The sequence below is a fragment of the Lapillicoccus sp. genome, assembly GCF_036559105.1.
GTDB lineage: Bacteria > Actinomycetota > Actinomycetes > Actinomycetales > Dermatophilaceae > Lapillicoccus.
Genome location: NZ_DATBTV010000023.1, coordinates 1 through 19,929 on the forward strand (window position 1 = coordinate 1; position 19,929 = coordinate 19,929).

Here is a 19,929-nt window from a genome sequence, read left to right on the forward strand (position 1 = left end):
GCCGGCGTGGCTCCCTCGACGGTCTCCCGGGCGTTCTCGCGTCCCGGCCGGGTCAACTCGCGTACCGCTGAGCGCGTCTTCGCCGCGGCGCGCGACGTCGGCTACCGCTCCGAGGTGCTCCACGGGCTGGTCGGGCAGCGCACCCGCAGCCTCGCGGTCGTCGTCACCGACATCACGAACCCCTTCTACAGCGAGATCATCCGCGGCGCCCACGAGGCGGCGGGCGAGTCGGGCTACACGATCCTGCTCTCGCACACCCAGGAGGACGCCCAGCTGGAGCGCGACTGGACCGAGCGGGAGCTCGGCGCCGTCGAGGGCGTCCTGCTCACCAGCTCGCGCATGTCCGGCAACGCGATCCGGATGCTCGCCAAGCAGAAACCGATGGTCCTGCTCAACCGCCGCGTCCCCGAGGTGCCCTGCGTCATCACCGACAACGCCAGAGGTATGCGTCGGGCCCTCGAGCACCTCGCCGAGCTCGGCCACCAGACCGTCACCTACGTCGCCGGACCGGAGGCGAGCTGGGCCGACGGGATGCGGTGGGTCGCGCTCATGGAAGCGGCGCACGAGCTCGAGCTCCGGGTCCGCCGAGTCGGGCCCTGCAACGTGCCGACGGTGCACGCCGGCTTCGCCACCGCGCAGGCGGTGCTCGCCCAACGGCCGACGGCGGTGATCGCCTACAACGACGTGATGGCCATCGGCGTCATCAAGGGGATGCGGCGAGCCGGCGTCCGGGTTCCCGACGACATCAGCGTGATCGGCTTCGACAACGTCGTCCTGTCGGAGATCGTCGAGCCGGAGCTGACCACCGTGGCGGCGCCATTGCGGGCCATGGGGATCACCGGGGTCAAGAACCTCATCGCCGCCATCGGCGGAGCAACACCGAGCCGTGAGCCGATCGTCCTGCCGGTCAAGCTCGTCGTCCGGGGTTCGACCGCTCAGCGCAGGCGGAAGAGGACCTCGCCGGCGTTGGGTACGACCAACGTCCCCGGGTCGGCCTCGAAGGCGCCGACGTCCACGGTGGCCGGGTCGAGGTAGCCGAGGTTCGCCTCGCGGCATACCTGCTCCGGTATGCCCGTCGCCAGGGTGACCTGTACCCGCAGGCGCTCCTCGCGGGTCTCCGCGTCGTAGCTGCCCGCCCCTCGCAGGTGGGTCGAGTGGGCGAGCACGCCCCAGTGCAGGTGCGAGAACCGGTCCCACTGCTTCACGAAGTAGTCGCGGCAGTGGTACCCGATCTCGACGATCTCCGGGTGCATCTCGGAGATCTGCGTGATGTGCGGTGCGTAGAGGATGACCTCGCCGCCGTCCGCGACCACCGGCTCCAGCTTGTAGAAGCCCTTGGCACCGGTCCAGATGTCGGCGTACATCGCCGGGACCAGTGACAGCACGCGCTGGACCGGTGCGTCGAGGTAGGTCACGTGGCTCTCCGCGCAGACCTGGGCGGCCGCGGACCAGGACGCGATCGTGTCCCCGAACGAGACCGAGTGCAGGGCGGGCGAACCGTGGTCGCTCTCGGCCGCGCCGACGACACAGAACGCCAGCCGGTCCGCGGGGATGAGCGCCGCCCCTTCGTCGATGAGGGCGCGTACCGGTGTCTGGGCGGTGGTCCCGATAATCTCCGCCGACGTGATCAGCGCGCCCAGCCAGTGCGAGATGTCGATGATGTCCTGCCCCGCGACCCCCGGGAAGAAGTACTTGTTGCCGCCGGAGATGCCGACGACCTCGTGCGGCAGCACCGGACCGACGACGAGCGCGATGTCGTGCTCGACGACCGCGCGGTTGAGGTGCACGGGAACGTCGACGTCGAGCCGACCCTCCGACAGCTCGCGCATCCGGGCGGCCGGGATCGTCCCGAGATCGGCGAAGGTCTCCGGGTCCCACCACTCGTGGTTGTGGACGGTCATTCCCGGATAGGTCGCCTCCAGCCCCTTCTCGGAGTAGCCGAGGTGGGCGGCCAGCGCCTCGTCGCTCATCGCGGCGTGGGTACCCAACGCCACCAGTACCGTCATCCGCGTGGCTCGGCCGGCCAGTGACGCGTGAACCGCCTTGATCAACAAGGGAAGCGGCACCGTGCGGGTCGCGTCGGGGACGAGGATACAGACGCTGCGCCCGTCGACCGGGTATGCGTCGAGCTGCTCGCGCACGAACGCCGACACCTCGTCGGAGGACAGGATTCCCGTGGCATCGCCGACCGTCGTGGCGGGGAGGACCACGGGCTCGGGCAGGGTCGAGGTCGATGAGGTGCTGGTACTGCTCACCCCATCACTCTGGCCGCGAGTCTCACCCACCGGCAAGCGTTCACGGCAACTAGTGGCAACTTGTGGCGACCCACTTCGGCGGAGCCGGAGCATGACTGCCATGTCCGAGCTCCCCGGTCTCCATCCCCATGACGACCGGCTCCTCCCGGCCGACCCTGCGGTGCGCGACCTGGCGCGACGCCTCTACCAGCAGGTGCGCGACCTCCCGATCATCTCCCCGCACGGCCACGTGCCGGTCGAGTGGATCGAGGGCAACATCCCGTTCACCGACCCCACCGCCCTGCTCCTCTCCCCGGACCACTACATCTTCCGGCTCCTGCACGCAGCAGGGGTTCCGCTCGGCTCCTTGGGTGTCGGCGACCAGACGTTGAGCGACGCGGAGAGCCGGGCGGCCTGGCGGGCGTTCTGCGAGCACTGGGCCCTGTTCCGGGGGACGCCCAGCCGGTTCTGGATGGAGAGCGTCCTCAGCAGCATCTTCGGCGTCACCCAGCGACCGAGCGCGGAGTCCGCCGACGCGATCTACGACCGGGTGGCGGAGTGCCTCACGTCCGACGAGTACCGGCCGCGCGAGCTGTTCAAGAGCTTCGGCATCGACGTGCTCGCGACCACCGACGACCCGTGCGCGGATCTCGCGCACCACGCGGCGTTGGCCGCCGACCCCAGCTTCGACGGTCGTGTCGTCCCAACCTTCCGTCCCGACCGCTACCTCGAGCCGGGCCGTCCGGGCTTCTCCCAGCTCATGGACCGCCTCGCCGAGGCGTCGGGGGAGGACACCGGCGACTTCCCGGGATACCTGCGGGCGCTCGCCCAGCGTCGTCGCCACTTCAAGCAGCACGGCGCCGTCTCCGCCGACCACAGCCACGCCGACGTCGTGACCCTCGAGCTGGCCCCCTCGGAGGCGGCCCGGATCTACGCGGCGGCGCTGCGGGGCGAGACGTCGACCGAGGAGTCGACCGCGCTGCGCCGCCACATGATGGTCGAGATGGCCCAGATGTCGGTCGACGACGGGCTGGTCATGACGCTGCACCCGGGTGTGCACCGCAACCACCACTCCCCGACGCTCAAGGCGTTCGGCCCCGACACCGGTCACGACATCCCCGTGGCCGTCGAGTTCACCCGGTCGCTGCAGCCGCTGCTCGACCGGTTCGGCACCGCGCCCGGGCTGCACCTCGTCCTGTTCACCGTCGACGAGACCGTCTTCTCGCGGGAGATCGCGCCACTCGCCGGCTTCTACCCCGCGGTGTATGCCGGTGTGCCCTGGTGGTTCCTCGACGCGCCAGAGGCGATCCGTCGCTACCGCGGAGCCGTCACCGAGACTCTGGGCTTCTACCGGACCTCCGGCTTCATCGACGACACCCGTGCCTTCTGCTCGATTCCCGCGCGGCACGACATGTCCCGCCGCCTCGACAGCGCCTACCTCGCCGAGCTGGTCGTGCAGCACCGGCTCGACGAGGACGAGGCGTTCGAGACCGGCGTCGACCTCGTGACAACGATCCCGCGTCAGGTGTTCAAGCTGTGAGCGCGATCGCTCCCACCCGCCACCTGAGCCGGGCCGACGACGGCCGCCCGGCGGCCCCTGTGCGCGTCGTCCACCTGGGGGTTGGCAACTTCTTCCGGGCCCACCAGGCGTGGTACACCGAGCATTCCGACGACGCCGACCAGTGGGGGATCGCTGCCTTCACCGGTCATTCGCGTCGCACCGCCGACGAGCTGGCCTCGCAGGACTGCCTCTACACGCTGCTCGTCCGCCATGAGTCGGAGAGCCTGCCCGAGGTCATCGGGTCGGTGAGTGCCGTGCACGTCGGGTCCGACCTGACCGCGCTGGTGGACCACATGGCGTCGTGCGACGTCGGCGTCGTCACCCTCACCGTCACCGAGGCGGGCTACTGCCGGAACGAGGAGGGTGGCCTCGACCTCGGGTCCGCCGCCGTGCAGGCCGACGTGTCCGCCCTGCGCGCCGGTCGCCCCGACAGCCTCGACACCGTCCCCGGCCGGCTCGTCGCGGGGCTGTCGGCGAGACGTGACGCCGGTGCCGGCCCGCTGGCCGTCGTCTCCTGCGACAACGTTCCCCACAACGGCGCCATGACCCAGCGCATCGTCACCGAGCTCGCGCAGCAGGTCGATCCCGACCTGGCCGGGTGGGTCGATGCGAACGTCTCGTTCGTCACCACCATGGTCGACCGGATCACCCCGCGGGCGACGGACGCCGACCTGGCCGACGCCCGCGCGCTGACCGGCGTCGAGGACGCCGCACTGGTCGTCACCGAGCCGTTCACCGAGTGGGTGCTGGCCGGCGACTTCCCCGCCGGACGGCCCGCCTGGGAGACCGCAGGGGCTCGCTTCGTCTCGGACGTCAAACCGTTCGAGACGCGAAAGCTGTGGCTGCTCAACGGTGCTCACTCAATCATGGCGTATGCGGGTTCGATCGTCGGGCACGAGACCGTCGCCGAGGCGATCATGGATCCCGAGGTCTTCGGTTGGGTGGAGGACTGGTGGGACTGTGCCGCGCAGTACCTCACCCTCCCCGAGGAAGAGGTCGCCGCATACCGGCAGGCGCTGTTCGACCGGTTCGCGAACCCCAACATCCGGCACCTGCTCGCGCAGATCGCGGCCGACGGGTCGCAGAAGGTCCCGATCCGCGCGCTCCCGGTCCTTCGCGCCGCCCGCGCGAACGGCCAGCTGCCCAGCGGCGCAACGAGATTCGTGGCCGCCTGGATCGCGCACCTGCGCGGCAACGGTGCCCCGGTCAACGACGTGGACGGTGCGGCGCTGACGGCGTTGGCTCAGGGTCCGGTCCGCGAAGGGGTGGCCGCGGTGCTCGAGTGGCTGGGCGTCGACGACCTCGAGGTGAGCGCGCTCGTCGAGCAGCAGGTGGCCGAGCTCGAGGCCCGGAGCACGAACCCGTGACGGCGCGGGTCCGCGCGGCAGTCGTCGGGTGCGGCGACATCTCGGCGGTCCACCTGGCGGCGCTGCGCGACCTCGACGGCGTGGAGCTCGTCGGCGTCTGTGACGTGGACGCCGCCCGCGCCCAGGCCACCGCCGACACTCAGGGCACGGTCGCCTACACCGACCATCGTGAGATGCTCGACTCACTCCGGCCCGCCGTCGTGCACGTCTGCACGCCGCACGACCAGCACGCGCCGGTCGCGGTGGACTGCATCGCAAGCGGAGTTCACGTCATCCTCGAGAAGCCGGTCGCGCACACCCTCTCCGACGCGCAGCCGGTGCTGGACGCTCACCTCGCTAACCCCGCAGTGAAGGTGGCCGTCTGCTTCCAGAACCGTTACAACCGAGCGTCGCAGGAGGCGCACCGGCTCATCCACGACGGATCCCTCGGCGCGATCCGGGGAGCGTCCGCCACGGTTGCCTGGCACCGCACTCCCGAGTACTACGCCCGCGGTCCGTGGCGCGGCCAGCGTCGACGCAGCGGCGGCGGCGTGCTGATGAACCAGGCGATCCATACGCTGGATCTCGTTCAGTGGTTCCTCGGACCGGTCGCCCAGGTGGGCAGCCGGATCGGCACGCTCGCGCTCGGCGACTACGTCGACGTCGAGGACACCGCTCAGCTGGTCATGGATCACGAATCCGGTTCCCGCAGTGTGTTGTTCGCGACCTTGGCCAATTCCGTGGACTCGCCGGTGACGATCGAGATCGACACCGAGCATGCGCGGCTGCTCATCCGCGGCGACCTCACGGTCGTCTACGCCGACGGCCGCACTGACGTCGTCGAGGAGCGCCGCGCCACGTCCACCGGCCGGGCCTATTGGGGCGTCTCCCACGAGCTGCTGGTCGCGGACTTCTACCGGACCCTCGAGGACCCGGAGCCGTTCTGGATCGGCCCCGCGGAGGGGCTGGCGGCGCTGGCTGTCCTCGACCAGGTGTATCGAGATGCCGGCGTGCTCGCGGACCCGGGCGCCTGATCTCGGTCGCACCGACATGGCTCGATGAGGGCCGACGCCATGACGCCGACCGCGGCCCCGAGCGGCGGATAGCGTTGATCTCCATCATCGAGGCGACCAACACCCTCAGCACCCGCCACGATGTGGGTGTGCCGCTCACCATCTCCCTGCTCGCCGACCGGCCGGACCTTGCCGGGGCGATGTGGAGCATGCCCAACTCGTGGCCGGAGTTCATGCGTCACGACCCGATCGGCGGGCTGTTCTACGGCAACGTCGAAACGCGCTTTGCCGAGTTCGTCCTCGTCGCCGAAGACGATGCCGGCGAGGTCGTCGCGTGCGCATACTCCATCCCCTTCGTGCTCGGCGGCGGCCCCCTACCTGACAACGGGTGGGACTTCGTGATCCGCAACGGGCTGCTCGCCAGCCTCAGCGGCCGGCAGCCCGACGCGATCTCCGCCGTCGAGATCGCTGTCCGTCCCGACCACCAGGGCACCGGTCTCTCCGGACAGATGCTCGCAGCGATGCGCGACAACGCGGCGAGGTGGGGCTTCGCCGAGCTCGTCGCACCCGTCCGTCCCAACGGGAGGACCGACGTCCTCGAGCCGATGTCGACCTACGCACTCCGCGTGCGCGAGGACGGCCTTCCCGTCGACCCCTGGCTCCGGGTACACGTGCGGGCCGGTGGCCGCATCACCGCAGTGGCCCCGCGCTCGATGGTCGTCCCCGGGACCCTCGCGGAGTGGCGTGAGTGGACCGGGCTGCCGTTCGACGAGACCGGCCCCGTCGTCGTGCCGCGAGCACTGACTCCGGTCCATTGCGACGTCGAACACGGAGTCGCGGTGTACGTCGAGCCGAACGTCTGGGTCGTGCACCGCACCGGGTACTGAGCCGCGAAGGGGATCGATCCACGACGACACCTGCCGGGTAACCCACGCCACGCCGCCCCGCCGACGACGAGCGACATGGCTAGAACGACCGCGTACCACGTCAGGATGCGAAGCCCCACCTCGGCCGTGGCAGCTCTCGCCCGCCACATCGTCAACCTGATTGACGATTGGGTCGTCGACTGCCAGAATCGTCAACATCGTTGACGACCCGAGAGGACTCCTGATGCCGGTGATCGCCGCCCCCGCCGAACCCACGCACACGCTGCACGGCACGCACTTCACCTCGCTGGCCACGCCGAGTCGGGGAAGCCAGGAGTCGGCGGTGTGGCGGGTGCAGATCCCGCCCGGCGCGCCACCGACGCCGCACTCGCTGACGCGCGAGGAGGTGTTCGTGGTGCTCGTAGGCTCCGCCGACGTCACCCTCGGCACCACCCGGGCGACCGCCCGGGTCGGCGACGCGATCGTGGTCCCGCCCGACCAGCGCTTCGAGCTGCGCAACGCGGGCGACGGGCCCCTGGAGCTGCTCTGCTGCATGCCCGTCGGCGGCCAGGGCCGGCTCGACGACGGCACCGTCATCACGCCGCCCTGGTCGCAGTGACCCGCGGGGGCGGGCGGGTGCGAGCGGTGGACGGATCGGTCCCGTTGGCCCGGCTGTTCGCCATTGCCTACCGCCGGCTGGTGCTGGACCTGCACGACGAGCTCGAGCATCGAGGGTGGACCGACCTGCGCCCCGCCACCGGTTTCACCCTGCTGACACTGCGCGAAGGGCCGCTCACCGGAGTGGACCTCGCCTCGGTCCTGGGCATGACCAAGCAGGCGACCGCCAAGCTGGTGGACGACATGGTCAGCTCTGGGTACGTCGAACGATCCACCGGCAGCCATGACGCTCGGTTGCGCCCCATCGCCCTCACCGACCGCGGCCGGAAGCTGCTCGCGGCCGCCGAGGAGATCTACGCCGACCTCGAGAGCCGGTGGGCAGCGAGGATCGGCGCAGACCACCTGGACGTCCTGCGCAGCGACCTCGTCAGAGTCCTGAGCCAGGAGAACGGAGAGCTACCACCAGTCCGTCCGCTCTGGTGACCCGCCGAGGACCTGACCGCGACGGGTCAGGCCCTCAGCGGATGCATCTCGGCAAGCGCGGCCAGCATGGCCAGCCCGGACCCTCGTGCTGACGGAACCGCTGGGCGGCGGCGGTCACGGCCGGAGACCTGACCAGCGCCGGCGGACGCGGGCCGGGTTGAGCGACACGCTGTCGGCCCACTCGTCGACGTGAGGGTGTGATGTGAAGGACGCCCGGGCGCCCAACACCTGCTGGCGAGCCCAGTCGGCGGTGGTGCTGGAGAGCGGCACCGGTGGGCACATGCGGTTCTTCTCGGCGTCATCCTCCACCCTCGCTTCCGCGTAGCCCGCGAGTGCGGGACCGAAGCAGGCATACGTGTTGCGGATCGTCTGCAGCGTGATCGCCTCCGTCGCCACACGGGCACCAGTGGGGGAACCGCAGATCCCGAGCGGCGCAGTGGGTGACCACGGCGTCCCGGGCGATCCCGACCTCGCCGTCGGCGAGCATCAACCGTCCGGGCTTGACGTGCACGATGTGGCCGAGCCGGACGACCCGCTCGATGGTGCGGAGTCGATCCAGCTCCCAGTGGGGCCCACGTGGCGATCTTGGCCATCGTCGGAGTCATGGATCGGTCGATCCGCACCATCACCCCGGCCTCTTCCATGAGGAAGAACAGATCGTCGGGAGAGCCGGCCGCCTCCGCTGCCTCCATGATCTCGGCCTCGGTGGTCAAGAACACCACCGGATCCGGCTGGACGGCCGCGGTTGATCATCCACGGGTAGCGTGGGCGGACCCACACGATCGCCTCGGGATCGACGCCGCGGTCGAGCAGCCAGATGCAGGCGTCGGTAGCGGTCTTGCCCGAGCCGGCGACCACGTACTGCGACGGCGCCTCGTCCAGGTCGACCAGGTCGACCAGGTCGACCAGGTCGTTGACCGGGAGCACCCGAACCCCCTCTGCGACCCCGAAGGGCGGCGGGCTCGTCGCCGGGATCATCGGCGAGAGGTAGTGGGCGCTGACGATGCGTCGGCGGCCGCGCACCTCGAACTGCGGCCCCGACACCTGCGAGACGAACCGCCCCTCGCCGATGTAGTCGCAGTTGGGGTAGAAGGAAACCCGGCCGGAGTCGAGCAGTCGCTCCCTCAGCACACGCGCGTAGTACAGGCAGATCTCCGACGCCGAGGCCCGCTCGTCCATGCCGCCTCGGCACCGCTCTCCTGGAGCCGGTTGTCGCCGAGCAGCGTGGACGCCACCCGTAGGTCGAGGAGGCCTGGTGAAGTCGGACGAGCGGATAGGCGTTCAGCCGATGCCCGCCGACGCCGTACCGGCCGTCGACCAGGACCACGCCGATGTCCGCATGACCGACCAGGGCGTCGCTGAACGCCATCCCCATCGCACCCGCGCCGACCACCACGTAATCGGCTTCCAGCACCGCCTGCACCACCGGCCCATGCTGACCGCTCGCCGCTCGCCGAACGCCCGTCAACCGGACATAGGCGTGGGCGTACACCCTGGGGCATTGGCGTCGACGGGGGCCCGGCCCCGCGTGTGGCGGAACGGGGCGTCCAGGACCGCGAACAGGACGATCGCGACGCCCGTCGCACTGAGCAGGTACCAGGGCCACGGGCCGAGCAGTGACAGCAGAGAAGGGTTCTCCGGCGGAGCAGCGAGGTACATGTAGTTGGAGCCGGTGAGCCAGTTGAAGGCGCCGATGACCGCCGCATACGCGACCGTGATGCCGAACACGCGGACCGCTGCTCCGGGCCGGGGAACGATCCGCAGGCCCACGACGAGGTACAGCGCGGCCAGCACGATGCCGAGGTGGCCGACCACGAACAGGACGAACTCGATGCTCGGGAACCCCACGTGCAGATCCGGCGTCAGGACCGCCTGCAGGGTCCCGGCCAACCCCCAGAAGTAGGTCAGCTCGACGCCGAGGGACCAGCTCGGGTACCAGCAGGCGACGGCCGCCACCACGAGAGCGACGTCGCACAGGGCCAACGGCAACGAGCTCTGCACCGACCAGGTGCCGCCGAGGCCCTGGCGGACCACGAACACGACGGCGTCGGCGGCCAGGACCAGCGCGAGAGCTCGGCCGGCCCACCGGACCCAGGGACCCGGCCACCGCCGGCACGCCACACAGAGGACGACCGCGACGACCGCGGCTGCCGTGACGAAGAGCCAGTAGGGGAGCGGACTGCTCACGCTCCATCATCCCTCGGCGACGCCGGTTCGACCCGACCGATGCCCGGATAGTGGCCGAGCCCCCCCTCTAGGAGTAGCGGTGGCTCTTGGCGGCGTGTCCCTTGTCGCGGGTGCACGTGCGGCCGCTGATGGCTCGATGCCCGCACAGCCCGTCATCGGCCGGCGCGGGTGCTGGAGCCGCGTCGGCTTTGGGTGCGCGCTCCGGAACGGGTGGCTGGGCCCCGGGCGCTGCGCTGGGCTGTGCGACACGGGCTCGGTATGCCTCGTGCCGAGCTTCACGCATTGCGCGTGTGTCGTCCATCTTGCTCATCGTCGCGTCACTGCCCGACTCTAATGCGGCTGGTCGACGGCGGTGGTGCCGACGTCATCACCAACGCTACGAACGAGGTCGTCGCCCCGAGACAACGTCACGGGTCATGCTCCGACCCGACAGTGAGGTGCCTCCCTGTTGGGCCATTCAGTAGCTCAGGCCGTGGCCGAACGGGAACAGGTCGCCAGTGCCGTCCGTACGCGGGATCGAGACCGGCAGCCGGCCAGCCGGGTTCACCTCGCCGAAGAGCACGCGTACCAGCGACTCGACCTGGTGGGTGGTGTAGCCGAAGGTGTCGACCACTGTCGGCGCCTCGGGGAACGACGCCACGTCGTACGGGTTGCGCATCGCGGCGACCACCACCGGCTTTCCGGTCGCCAGCAGGGCCTGGACCAACCTCGTCTGCGCGGCGGCGGCGGGGGCCGGCAGCTTGGTGGTCGCATCCACGGCATAGGCGTTGTTGGTCGTGACCACGACGAGGTCGGCATTCTGCGCGGACGCGACGGCGAGGTCGATGGCGCTCGCCGAGGGGGTGGTTCCGGACTCGCGCACCTGTGTGGTGGCTCCGCGCGCAGCGAGCGCGGCCGCCATCGTCTGGGTCGTGCCCACACCCCAGCCCGCGACGAGCACGTTGCGGGGTCCGGACGTCAGCGGAAGGAGCCTGCGGTCGTTCTTCACCAGGGTCGTGGTGCGGTCGGTGATCGCCTGAGCGTCCGCCAGGTGCTGCGGAGCGCCGAGGACCTGCGGTGCGGCGGCGGGGTCGACGAGCGCGTCGCCGAACAGGCCGCGCTGGAACTTGTGCAGGAGCACCCGGTAGACGGACTCGTCGAGTCGCTTCGCGCTGATCTCACCGCTGCGGGCTGCGGCGAGGACCGAGCCATATGCCGTGTCCATCTGCGGCGCGACGAGCAGCTGGTCCGCACCGGCCATCAGCGCTTTGACCGGAGCCACGTTCGGCGGGTAGGTGGCCGTGGCGCCGGCCATGTCGAGGGCGTCGGTGACGATCAGTCCGTCGAAGCCGAGCTCGTCGCGCAGCAGCCCGGTGAGGATCTTGTGCGACATCGTCGCCGGGACCCCTGGGTCGATAGCGGGCATCACGACGTGCGCGGTCATGATCGTGTCGACGCCGGCGGCGATGTCCGCCCTGAACGGCGGCAGGTCGATCTGGTGGATCTGGTCCAGCGAGTGGGTCACCTCAGGCAGGCCGAAGTGACTGTCCACACCCGTGTCGCCGTGGCCCGGGAAGTGCTTGGCGACCGCAGCGACACCACCGTCGTGGTAGCCCGCCACCTGCGCAGCGGCGAGGGAGGACACCAGACCGGGGTCCCCCCCGATGGAACGGATCCCGATGACCGGGTTGTTCGGGTTGATGTTGACGTCGGACACCGGCGCGTAGTCCTGGGTCACGCCCACGGCCGCGAGCTCGGTACCGATGACCTCGGCCGAGCGACGGGCGTCGGACGCGGAACGCCCGGCGCCGAGGGCCATGTTGCCGGGCATCTGGGTCGCCGGTCCGCCGAACCGCGCGACGAGTGCGCCGCCCTCCTGGTCGACCGAGATCTGCAGCGGGATGCGGGCCGGTTGCGCCATGGCGGCGGTCTGCAGGCCGTTGGAGAGCGTGGCGACCTGCGCGGGGTCGCCGATGTTGTCGTCGTTGTTGCGGGTCGTGTAGTAGATGACGCCACCGGGCTGGTACTTCGCGATCGCCTGGGCGGGCGTGTCGACGCCGAACAACCGCTGGTTGACCCCCTTGGCGGTGTCGCTCACCGAGTTGGCGTCGCGACCGGCCACCTCGATGACGAAGAGCTGACCGACCTTCTGCTCCAGCGTCATGTGCCGCATCAGCGAGATCACCTTGCCGCGGTACGGCGCGTCCCCAGAGTGTCCCGGATCGCCCGCAGCGGCCGCAGCCGGCCCGAAGGCCGCGAGCACCGCCAGGCACAGCCCGACGACCAGGAGCCGGACGGGCAGCCGGCCACGGCGGGTCGAGGATGCTGAGCGATCGAACATTAGTACCTCCCGACTCGGACTTCGCGTAAGAATCTAACGACCCTAGTGCGGACGCGTCCGGTTGGGAAGAGCGAGACATCGCGCCGGCTGTGCCGTCGGTCCGGAACCAGGGTGCGGAGGTGCCCTCCATGGGTGGCCTGGTCAGTGCCGCCACCGACGAGCTGGACCGGGCACTCCACCCGGGCATCCCCGAGGAACCTCGGAACACGATGGCCTCGCCGCGATGGGCGCACTGAGACCCTTGTTCTAGGGCACGACAGCGCCGGCGGACTCGGCCTCGAACGGGTCCCTCCGGACCGCCTACGCCCGAGCCGTCATCGAGCGGCTCTTCCCGGCGCCGAACGGGGATCCCGCACGCGTGCTGCTCCACGCCACGGGGCGAACCGCGCTGACCGCGAAACGTCGGACCCCCATCGCCGCTCGACGCGATGGGGGTCCTCAGCCGAGGTGGTCACAGCGGGACGGCGTCGGCAGGGCCGGCGCCGTCCGGGTGGCGTCCGCCGCTTAGGGGGCGACGACCGTGGGCCGGTCCTGGATGGGGTCCGGGGCCGAGTATGCCTGGTAAGCGGTGGCATTCGGCCCCGAAGCGCGGGTGCGCTGCCACGCGGCGTTGGCCTCCCTGGCCAGGACGGCGCAGGAGCTCCTGGCATCCTTGAGGTCGACCCAGGCGTCCTGGGCCGCCTTGACCACGGCCGGGTCGGTGCGAACCTGGTTCGCGCGGGACGCCAGGCCTCCGGCCTGTGCGCTGAACTCGTTGATGTTGATCCGAGCCATCGGTGCTCCCACCGTCTGTAGGGGTGCCGGTCACCCCCGACGTGAGAGACCATACGTCGTTCTTAGTGACTTAGTCAATATGTAAATGCTAAGTCATATCTTAGGGTCGAAACCTGCTAGATTCCGACGCTATGGAGTACTCGCGGGAGGCCCTGGGTCAGGTGATCCGCGAACTTCGTGAAGCCCGGGCGCCCAGGCTCAGCCAGGAAGAGCTCGGGAGAAAGGCCGGCTACCGGACGGGTGCCGGAGTGTCGATGTCCCGGATCGAGAACGGCATGACCCGCCCCGGCCCCAAGCGCCTCGAGGGCATTGCGCGTACGCTGGGACTGACCGTGCGGGAGCTGGAGACTCGCGGCGCGCAGCGGTCGGGTGAGCCGGGCCGACGGGGCGAGCCCCAGCCGCGGGCGGGCCGGGCGGCTGCGGCACCGCCGGAAACCCCGGTGACGCGCCGCGACGGCGAGTCCACCAAGGACCGGATGAGACGCATTCAGGGTGACTTCGACCGGCGCAACACCCAGGCGGTCACGAAGGGCCTTGCGTTCAACGCCGCCCACGACAGCGCGCGCGACGACTTCCTATTGGAGCTGGTCGCCCGATCCAGCACGATCACCGGCCTGCCGGTACCGCAGACCCCGGCCACCCGCGCAGTCCCCGACGAAAGGGGTCTCAGCCCCACTACGGAGGTCGCGCTGAGGCGTCAGGTGGCGGCCCACGGCATCGCCGCCACGCTCGCCTCGGGGGCCGGCGCCGCGGCGGCTGAGAGCGAGACGGACCCCGAGGCCGCCTACAGCGCCGTGGTCGCGGCGGCCATGCTCACTCCCGCCCCGTCAGCAGCACATCCAGTCCAGCAGGCCGGCGCGACCGCGCGAGCCACCCGGGCCCTCCTGGGCGGGGGCACCACCCACTCCGGCCGGACCGGCATCGCCGCCGGGACGATGCTGCTGACCGGGTTCGTGGCCTCGGCCGCATCACCACTGTTCGCCGCCGGCACCCTCGCCTGGCTGGCCCGTCGCAGCCGCCGACAGAACGACCAGCTGCGCATCGAGCTGGACCAGGCCGAGGCCAACCTCGCCGCCACCCAGCTCGGCTTCGACGCGGTCATGGACATCCTTGGCCGCGCGACCGAGCTCATGGGCTACATCGCGACGCACGCCGGCCACGCGCTGCGCCGGTGGCATGCCCAGCTCACCACCCCGGCGATCCGCTGGTCCGACCTCGGACGTGAGCAACAGCGCCAGTACCAAGCGTTCGTCGAGGTCGCCGCCTGCCAGGTATGCGTCGACAGCATCAACATGACCGAGCTCCTCGCCGCCCCTGCAGGCCAACAGGCCTCGTTGATCCAGGTCGCCGACGACATCCTCACGCTCGCCCGGCAGCAGGTCGAGATCCTCATCTAGCTGTGATGTCCAGGCGCAGGGCATCAGGTGGCCGGGCGAGCGCCGGCAGCGTGGAGGCTGTCGTGCACGAGCAGGAAGGCGCCCTGCATCACGATGGCGACACCGGCACCGGCGAGACGGGGACGAGGGTCACGGGCCAGCGCGACCCCCAGCGCGACGTAGCCGGCATCCGCGGCCGCATTGACGAGCAGCACCCGCCGCAGCGTGACGCGTTCCGCTTCCTGAGCTGACGGCTCGTACGCGTCGGGCAGTCGGCGCATCCGCCGATCCTGCAGCCGTGAGCCCAGCGTCGCGATCCCGAGGTCGACGGCGCCCCATCCGGCCGTCTGCAGCGCGAACGAGCGACGCCAAGGGTACCGAGTCGTCGCCGCGAGGCCGAGGCCGGCCAGGACGCTGACCACTCCCCACGCCACCGTCGTGCGCGCCAACGCCCGTTCGCGCTCCCAGATGTCCACGGCACGATCAGAGCACCCGTCGCGGACTCAGGGCGCGACGGGCACACCTGCTCCGCAGGCGGTCAACCGCATCGAGCCTTGGTGATGGCCTTCACCGAGTCGTTCCAGCCGGTCATGTAGGCCGCGCTGCTCCAGCTGGGCTCCCGCTCCGGGTTGCCCTCCCGGATCCAGTCGACTCCGTCGTCCCAGCCGCGGAGGTAGGCGGCGTCGTCCCGGCCACCGAGGTAGGCCGGGCCGGTGGTCGGGCGTGGCACCACATCTAGGACGGTCGTACGGCCGGCCATCGCCTGCTCGGCACACGGGGTACCGACCGGCATACCGGAACCGGCCCCCGCGCGAGCCGCGATGAGCAACGGCAGCCATCGGAGGGTCGGCGCACCTTGCGGGGCCGACGACCCCCGTTGAGGCGAGCCGGACGCGTCCTGGGGCCGCGGAACCGTCGGGTCGGTCCTGGCGTCCTGTGGGCGGGGGGCGTCCTGTGGCCCCCGGACCGGGTCCCACGGGCCGATCAGGGGAACGCCCTCAGGCCGTTGGTGTGTGACGGCAACCCCTCGGCCGTCGTCCAACGACATCCGGATGGCCACCAGGGCGGCGAGGAACGTGACGACCAGTCTGACGGCCATGAAGACGAGCGTCGCGACGATGAGGATGATCATGGCTCAGCCCACCCAAGGTGCTTGTCCTGGTACGGAATCGGCGAGCGCACGGGTTGTGCCGAGCCGAAGCCGTCGTTCATCGACGATACGCCAAGTCCCCGGTCGGCACAGAGGGCGGCAGTCGTCGGCGTCGTCCACGCCGTCACACGGTGGCGACGGAGAAGCCCCCTTGCGCTGGAATGGGCTCGTCCATGGCCATCAGTGCAGCGCCGACCTGGTCCAGCGTGATCACCGATCCCAGCAGGCGTCTCGGCTGAAGTCGGCCGCTCGCGATCAGGTCGAGCATCGGCGGGTAGTCCAGCGCGGCCATCCCGTGAGCCCCGAGGATCCGGAGCTCGTGGGCGAGTACGAGCTCCCAGGGCAGTGGCGTATGCCGGTCGTCGCCGAACATCAGACCCACCTGGACGTGCCGGCCCCGGCGGCGCAGGCTCCGCACCGCCGCGCTCGCCGTGACCCCGGACCCGAACGCGTCGATCGTGGCGTGCGCGCCGCCCGTCGTGATCGAGCGGACCGCCGGCACCGGGTCCGGGTCGGCGACCACCGCCTCCGCGCCGAGGTCCGAGGCTCGAGCCAACGCGGCCGACGCAGGGTCCACCGCGACCACCCGCGCCCCGAGCGCGGTGGCGACCATCACCGCCGAGAGGCCCACCCCGCCGCAGCCGTAGACCGCGACCCACTCGCCCGGCTGAACCTGTGCCTGCGCGGTGAGCGCGTGGAACGCGGTGGCGAACCGGCAGCCGAGCATGGCCGCGGTGACGTAGTCCAGCTCGTCGGGGAGCCGAACCAGGTTGAAGTCCGCGGCGCCGATCGCCACTTGCTCGGCGAACGAACCGGCCTGGGTGAAGCCCGGTTGGGTCTGGTCCGGACACACCTGGGCGTGCCCTGACCGGCACCATTCGCAGAGCCCACAGCCCACGACGAACGGCACCGTGACCCGGTCTCCGACGGCGAACCGTGAGACCTGAGAGCCGATGTCGGCGATCACACCGGCGAACTCGTGGCCGGGCACATGCGGCAGCGTCACGGGATCGTGTCCTCGCCAGGCGTGCCAGTCGGAGCGGCATACCCCGGTCGCCCGCACGTCGATGACCACGCCGCCCGGAGCGCAGTCCGGGCGCGGGACGTCGACGACACGCACCGGCCCGCCGATGGAGTCGAAGGCAACCGCGCGCACAGTCTCTTCTACCAGCAGTGCCCGGCTCCGGTCCGGTGGGCCTAGCGGCTCGAGTAGGTGATCCCGTGGCTGTCCCGGTACCCCGAGAGCAGCGTGTCGACGACCCGGGCCGTTCGCACGGCGCTGCGTCCGTCGCTGGGCGACGCCCCGACCCCGGTCAGGGCGTCGACCACGGCTTGGATGAGCGGCAGCTGGACGACCTCCGGGTAGGGCGCCTCGATCTCTTCCGTCCCCTCAGCCGTCACCAGTCGCAGGGGTTCACCCGCGAAGCAGGAGAACCGCAGCGATCCTTGGGTGCCGACGATCTCGATGTCATCCGTGTTCTGGTACGAGTCGTAGTTCCAGAGTCCGACCCCCTCCACGCCGGAGCGGAACGTGAGAGCCGCGGTGACGAGGTCCTCGGCGGGGTAGCGGCCGCCCCTGTTGGTCGCGACGCCGGACGCGTGGGTGACCGGTCCCAGGAGCCAGTCGAGCAGGTCGAGGGTGTGGGAGGCCAGGTCGACGAAGTGGCCTCCGCCGGAGACCGTAGGATCCACCCGCCACCCCTCCGACGCCGTCCCATCGGCCGGCGCCGGCCGCTCGTTGCGGATCGCGACCGCACGAAGCTCGCCGATCCGGCCACTGGTCAGGAGCTCCTTGACCGTGGCGAAGCGCGGCATCGCGCGACGGTAGTAGGCCACGAACAGCCCCACCCCGCAGGCCTCGCAGGCGGAGATCATCTCCTCGCACTCAGCCGCCGTACGCGCCATCGGCTTCTCGACATAGACCGGCTTGCCGGCCCGCGCGGCGCGCAGGACGTAGTCCCGATGGGAGTCGGGCGGAGTGGCCACGTACACAGCGTCGACCTCGGGGTCGTCGATCAGCTCGTCCGCGTCGCTGAACCAACGCGGAACGCCGTGTCGCCGGGCGTAGTCCGCGGCGAGGTCACCGTTCCGGCGCATCACCGCCACGAGCTCGGAGCGCTCGGCCTGCTGGAAGCCCGGCCCGCTCTTGCGCTCCGTCACATCGCCGACGCCGATGATTCCCCACCGCACCCGCTTCACGGTCGCCAGGGTAGTCGCGCCGGCTTCCCGAGCATCGGCCAGCGCAACGCGGTATGCGTTGCGGGACATCGCCGTTGCTACACCGACGCGGGGGCGCCCTGCGCCGCGCTACTCTCGCCCACCATGAGCCAGGCCGGCGCGAGCTCGCTGGCGGGAGAGCAGCTCGACGCGATCGCGAGCGTTGCGCGGCTGTTCCGGGAGCGTGGTGTCGACCACTGGCTCTTCGGTGGATGGGCGGTCGACCTCTGGGTGGGGTGCATGACGCGCGAGCATGGTGACGTCGACCTGGCGGTGCGGCTTCGCGACGGTCCCCTCATCGACGAGGTCCTGCTCGCCGACGGCTGGCAGCCGGCCCCGGTCGACGACGAGGCGATCGGAGCGGGGTACCGCCGGGACGACGTGCTCCTCGAGCTGACCTTCGTCGAGAGCGACGACCAGGGCCGGGTGCTGGTCCCGTTCGCCGACGGTCCGGCGGTGTGGTCGACCATCCCGTTCGGCGACGTGACTCGCGCGCTGCTCGGCCCGGTTGTGACCACGGCCCGTGGGGTCTCGGCTGGACCAGGATGTCGCCCCGGAGGGTGACCAGCCCGTGGACCTCTCAGGGCTCGGTTACCTGATGTTCATCGCGTCCTGCGCCGCCGCAGACCGGATCTTCCGTGCCGTGCACGACGCCGGCTGTGACGATGTGACCATCGCGCAGAGCCGACCCCTCATGGGCATCGATGCCGACAGCACGCGGCTGGGCGCGCTGGCCAAGCGATCCCGGCGTCCCGCGCGCTGACCCCGGCATGCGGCATTCGTCGTGCTCGGTGGTCAACGGCTGCACCAGCATGCCGCCCAGAGTGCGTCGCCGCCGCGACGAGGTCGTGCCGACGTCGTGACGGCGGTCGCTCAGGCGGGACCAGATCCGGGGTCGGGCACAACATCCCGCCAGGAGTGGCGGGGGGCGTACCCCAGAAGGTCCCGAGCCTTGTCGATGGCGTAGAAGGTCTCGTCGCGGCTCATCTCGCGGCGCAGGTCCACGCCGTCGTAGAACCGGTCCAGGATCTGCTGCGTCGTCACCGCCACGGACATGTCGGCGTTGGCGACGTTGAAGACCTGGTAGCCCAGACCGTCGGTCTCCAGGCAGCGCTGCACCATCTGCCCCAGGTCACGGGCGTCGATGTAGGCGAACAGGTTTCGCCGTCTCCGAGCCGGGTCGGTGAGGAAGGGCGGAAACTTCTCCGCATACTCGTGCGGCTCGATGACGTTGTTGATGCGCAGGCCGTAGATGTCCGCTCCCGTGCGGGCGTGGAAGGATCGCGCCGTGACCTCACCGGCGACCTTCGACATCGCGTAGGCGTCCTCGGGCACCGTCGGGTGCTCCTCGTCGACCGGCACGTAGAGCGGGCGCCGCTCGCCCTGGGCGAAACAGATCCCGTAGGTCGTCTCCGAGGAGGCGAACACGATCTTGCGCACTCCCAACCGGGTCGCGGCCTCGAGCACGTTGTAGGTACTGACGACGTTCGTCGCATACGTGGCCGCGTCGGACGTGAGCAGGATCCGCGGGACGGCGGCGAAGTGGACGACGGCGTCATACGTCGGCTGTTCCGGCAGGTCCAGCTCCGCGAACGTCGCCGGCCCAGCGAGCGCCGAGTAGGTCTCACCGGCATCGGTCAGGTCGATGCGAAGGTCGGCGATCGACGGGTGTCCCAGCGGTACGAGGTCGGCGTTGGTGACCTGGTGGCCCTGCTCGACGAGGTACGGGGCGACGTGCCGGCCGGCCTTGCCACTACCGCCGGTGAAGAAGATGCGCATCTACC

General features: G+C 70.5%; 21 protein-coding genes. 10 read left to right on the top strand and 11 right to left on the bottom strand.

Annotated features, from left to right (window positions below):
* Positions 1 to 1,035 (top strand): LacI family DNA-binding transcriptional regulator (locus VIG79_RS03045; RefSeq protein WP_331881987.1); only part of this gene is annotated, 1,035 nt, incomplete at its 5' end.
* Here VIG79_RS03045 and VIG79_RS03050 read toward each other — a convergent pair.
* A complete protein-coding gene (locus VIG79_RS03050) occupies positions 936 to 2,255 on the bottom strand; it encodes a lactate racemase domain-containing protein (protein WP_331881990.1) in 1,320 nt (439 codons plus the stop codon). The two genes, VIG79_RS03045 and VIG79_RS03050, sit on opposite strands and share 100 nt — an antisense overlap.
* Positions 2,256 to 2,346: 91 nt before the next feature.
* Between VIG79_RS03050 and uxaC the strand changes: the two genes are divergently transcribed.
* From uxaC to VIG79_RS03080, 6 genes are all read left to right on the top strand, one after another.
* Positions 2,347 to 3,774: a glucuronate isomerase gene (gene uxaC, locus VIG79_RS03055; protein ID WP_414672570.1), complete on the top strand. Its 1,428-nt coding sequence runs from the start codon at positions 2,347 to 2,349 to the stop codon at positions 3,772 to 3,774.
* A complete protein-coding gene (locus VIG79_RS03060; protein ID WP_331881994.1) occupies positions 3,771 to 5,162 on the top strand; it encodes a mannitol dehydrogenase family protein in 1,392 nt (463 codons plus the stop codon). Before uxaC ends, VIG79_RS03060 begins: the two co-directional genes overlap by 4 nt.
* Positions 5,159 to 6,175 carry a Gfo/Idh/MocA family oxidoreductase gene (locus VIG79_RS03065; protein ID WP_331881997.1) on the top strand — a complete coding sequence of 339 codons (1,017 nt, stop codon included), beginning with the start codon at positions 5,159 to 5,161 and terminating at the stop codon, positions 6,173 to 6,175. Before VIG79_RS03060 ends, VIG79_RS03065 begins: the two co-directional genes overlap by 4 nt.
* A gap of 128 nt (positions 6,176 to 6,303) precedes the next feature.
* Positions 6,304 to 7,041 (top strand): GNAT family N-acetyltransferase, encoded by a 738-nt coding sequence (locus VIG79_RS03070; RefSeq protein ID WP_331881999.1) that lies wholly within the window; start codon positions 6,304 to 6,306, stop codon positions 7,039 to 7,041.
* 223 nt (positions 7,042 to 7,264) lie between these two features.
* Positions 7,265 to 7,639 (top strand): cupin domain-containing protein, encoded by a 375-nt coding sequence (locus VIG79_RS03075; protein WP_331882001.1) that lies wholly within the window; start codon positions 7,265 to 7,267, stop codon positions 7,637 to 7,639.
* A gap of 26 nt (positions 7,640 to 7,665) precedes the next feature.
* Positions 7,666 to 8,121, top strand: a complete 456-nt coding sequence (locus VIG79_RS03080) for a MarR family winged helix-turn-helix transcriptional regulator (RefSeq protein ID WP_331882003.1) — start codon at positions 7,666 to 7,668, stop codon at positions 8,119 to 8,121.
* Positions 8,122 to 8,235: 114 nt separating this feature from the next.
* Here VIG79_RS03080 and VIG79_RS03085 read toward each other — a convergent pair whose 3' ends face one another.
* The 5 genes from VIG79_RS03085 to VIG79_RS03105 all read right to left on the bottom strand — a co-directional run bounded on the left by VIG79_RS03085 (position 8,236) and on the right by VIG79_RS03105 (position 13,402).
* On the bottom strand, positions 8,236 to 8,517 hold the full coding sequence (locus VIG79_RS03085; protein WP_331882005.1) for a hypothetical protein: 282 nt from the start codon (positions 8,515 to 8,517) through the stop codon (positions 8,236 to 8,238).
* 90 nt (positions 8,518 to 8,607) lie between these two features.
* On the bottom strand, positions 8,608 to 9,300 hold the full coding sequence (locus VIG79_RS03090; RefSeq protein ID WP_331882007.1) for a hypothetical protein: 693 nt from the start codon (positions 9,298 to 9,300) through the stop codon (positions 8,608 to 8,610).
* A 285-nt stretch (positions 9,301 to 9,585) separates the two neighbouring features.
* Positions 9,586 to 10,308, bottom strand: a complete 723-nt coding sequence (locus tag VIG79_RS03095; protein ID WP_331882010.1) for a TIGR02206 family membrane protein — start codon at positions 10,306 to 10,308, stop codon at positions 9,586 to 9,588.
* A gap of 457 nt (positions 10,309 to 10,765) precedes the next feature.
* Positions 10,766 to 12,628: a glycoside hydrolase family 3 protein gene (locus VIG79_RS03100; RefSeq protein WP_331882013.1), complete on the bottom strand. Its 1,863-nt coding sequence runs from the start codon at positions 12,626 to 12,628 to the stop codon at positions 10,766 to 10,768.
* A gap of 504 nt (positions 12,629 to 13,132) precedes the next feature.
* Positions 13,133 to 13,402, bottom strand: a complete 270-nt coding sequence (locus VIG79_RS03105) for a hypothetical protein (protein ID WP_331882016.1) — start codon at positions 13,400 to 13,402, stop codon at positions 13,133 to 13,135.
* Positions 13,403 to 13,533: 131 nt separating this feature from the next.
* Here VIG79_RS03105 and VIG79_RS03110 point away from each other — a divergent pair, with 131 nt between their 5' ends.
* Positions 13,534 to 14,799 (top strand): helix-turn-helix transcriptional regulator, encoded by a 1,266-nt coding sequence (locus tag VIG79_RS03110; protein WP_331882018.1) that lies wholly within the window; start codon positions 13,534 to 13,536, stop codon positions 14,797 to 14,799.
* Positions 14,800 to 14,822: 23 nt separating this feature from the next.
* Here the strand turns inward: VIG79_RS03110 and VIG79_RS03115 are convergent, their stop codons facing one another.
* The 4 genes from VIG79_RS03115 to VIG79_RS03130 form a co-directional block, all read right to left on the bottom strand.
* A complete protein-coding gene (locus tag VIG79_RS03115; RefSeq protein ID WP_331882020.1) occupies positions 14,823 to 15,254 on the bottom strand; it encodes a DUF6992 family protein in 432 nt (143 codons plus the stop codon).
* Positions 15,255 to 15,316: 62 nt separating this feature from the next.
* Positions 15,317 to 15,910, bottom strand: a complete 594-nt coding sequence (locus tag VIG79_RS03120; RefSeq protein ID WP_331882022.1) for a hypothetical protein — start codon at positions 15,908 to 15,910, stop codon at positions 15,317 to 15,319.
* A gap of 142 nt (positions 15,911 to 16,052) precedes the next feature.
* Positions 16,053 to 17,084 (bottom strand): zinc-dependent alcohol dehydrogenase family protein, encoded by a 1,032-nt coding sequence (locus VIG79_RS03125; protein WP_331882024.1) that lies wholly within the window; start codon positions 17,082 to 17,084, stop codon positions 16,053 to 16,055.
* Positions 17,085 to 17,125: 41 nt separating this feature from the next.
* On the bottom strand, positions 17,126 to 18,127 hold the full coding sequence (locus tag VIG79_RS03130; RefSeq protein ID WP_331882027.1) for a Gfo/Idh/MocA family oxidoreductase: 1,002 nt from the start codon (positions 18,125 to 18,127) through the stop codon (positions 17,126 to 17,128).
* Positions 18,128 to 18,250: 123 nt separating this feature from the next.
* Between VIG79_RS03130 and VIG79_RS03135 the strand changes: the two genes are divergently transcribed.
* Together VIG79_RS03135 and VIG79_RS03140 are read left to right on the top strand one after the other, a co-directional pair.
* The gene (locus VIG79_RS03135) at positions 18,251 to 18,709 is read left to right on the top strand and encodes a nucleotidyltransferase domain-containing protein (RefSeq protein WP_331882030.1); all 459 of its coding nucleotides are present in this window, start codon (positions 18,251 to 18,253) and stop codon (positions 18,707 to 18,709) included.
* A 7-nt stretch (positions 18,710 to 18,716) separates the two neighbouring features.
* Positions 18,717 to 18,908 (top strand): hypothetical protein, encoded by a 192-nt coding sequence (locus tag VIG79_RS03140; RefSeq protein ID WP_331882033.1) that lies wholly within the window; start codon positions 18,717 to 18,719, stop codon positions 18,906 to 18,908.
* Between the two features lie 110 nt (positions 18,909 to 19,018).
* On the opposite strand, the gene VIG79_RS03145 is transcribed toward VIG79_RS03140, so the two are convergent.
* Positions 19,019 to 19,924, bottom strand: coding sequence for an NAD(P)-dependent oxidoreductase (locus tag VIG79_RS03145; protein WP_331882035.1), 906 nt, complete (start codon positions 19,922 to 19,924; stop codon positions 19,019 to 19,021).
* Between the last annotated feature and the right edge of the window lie 5 nt (positions 19,925 to 19,929).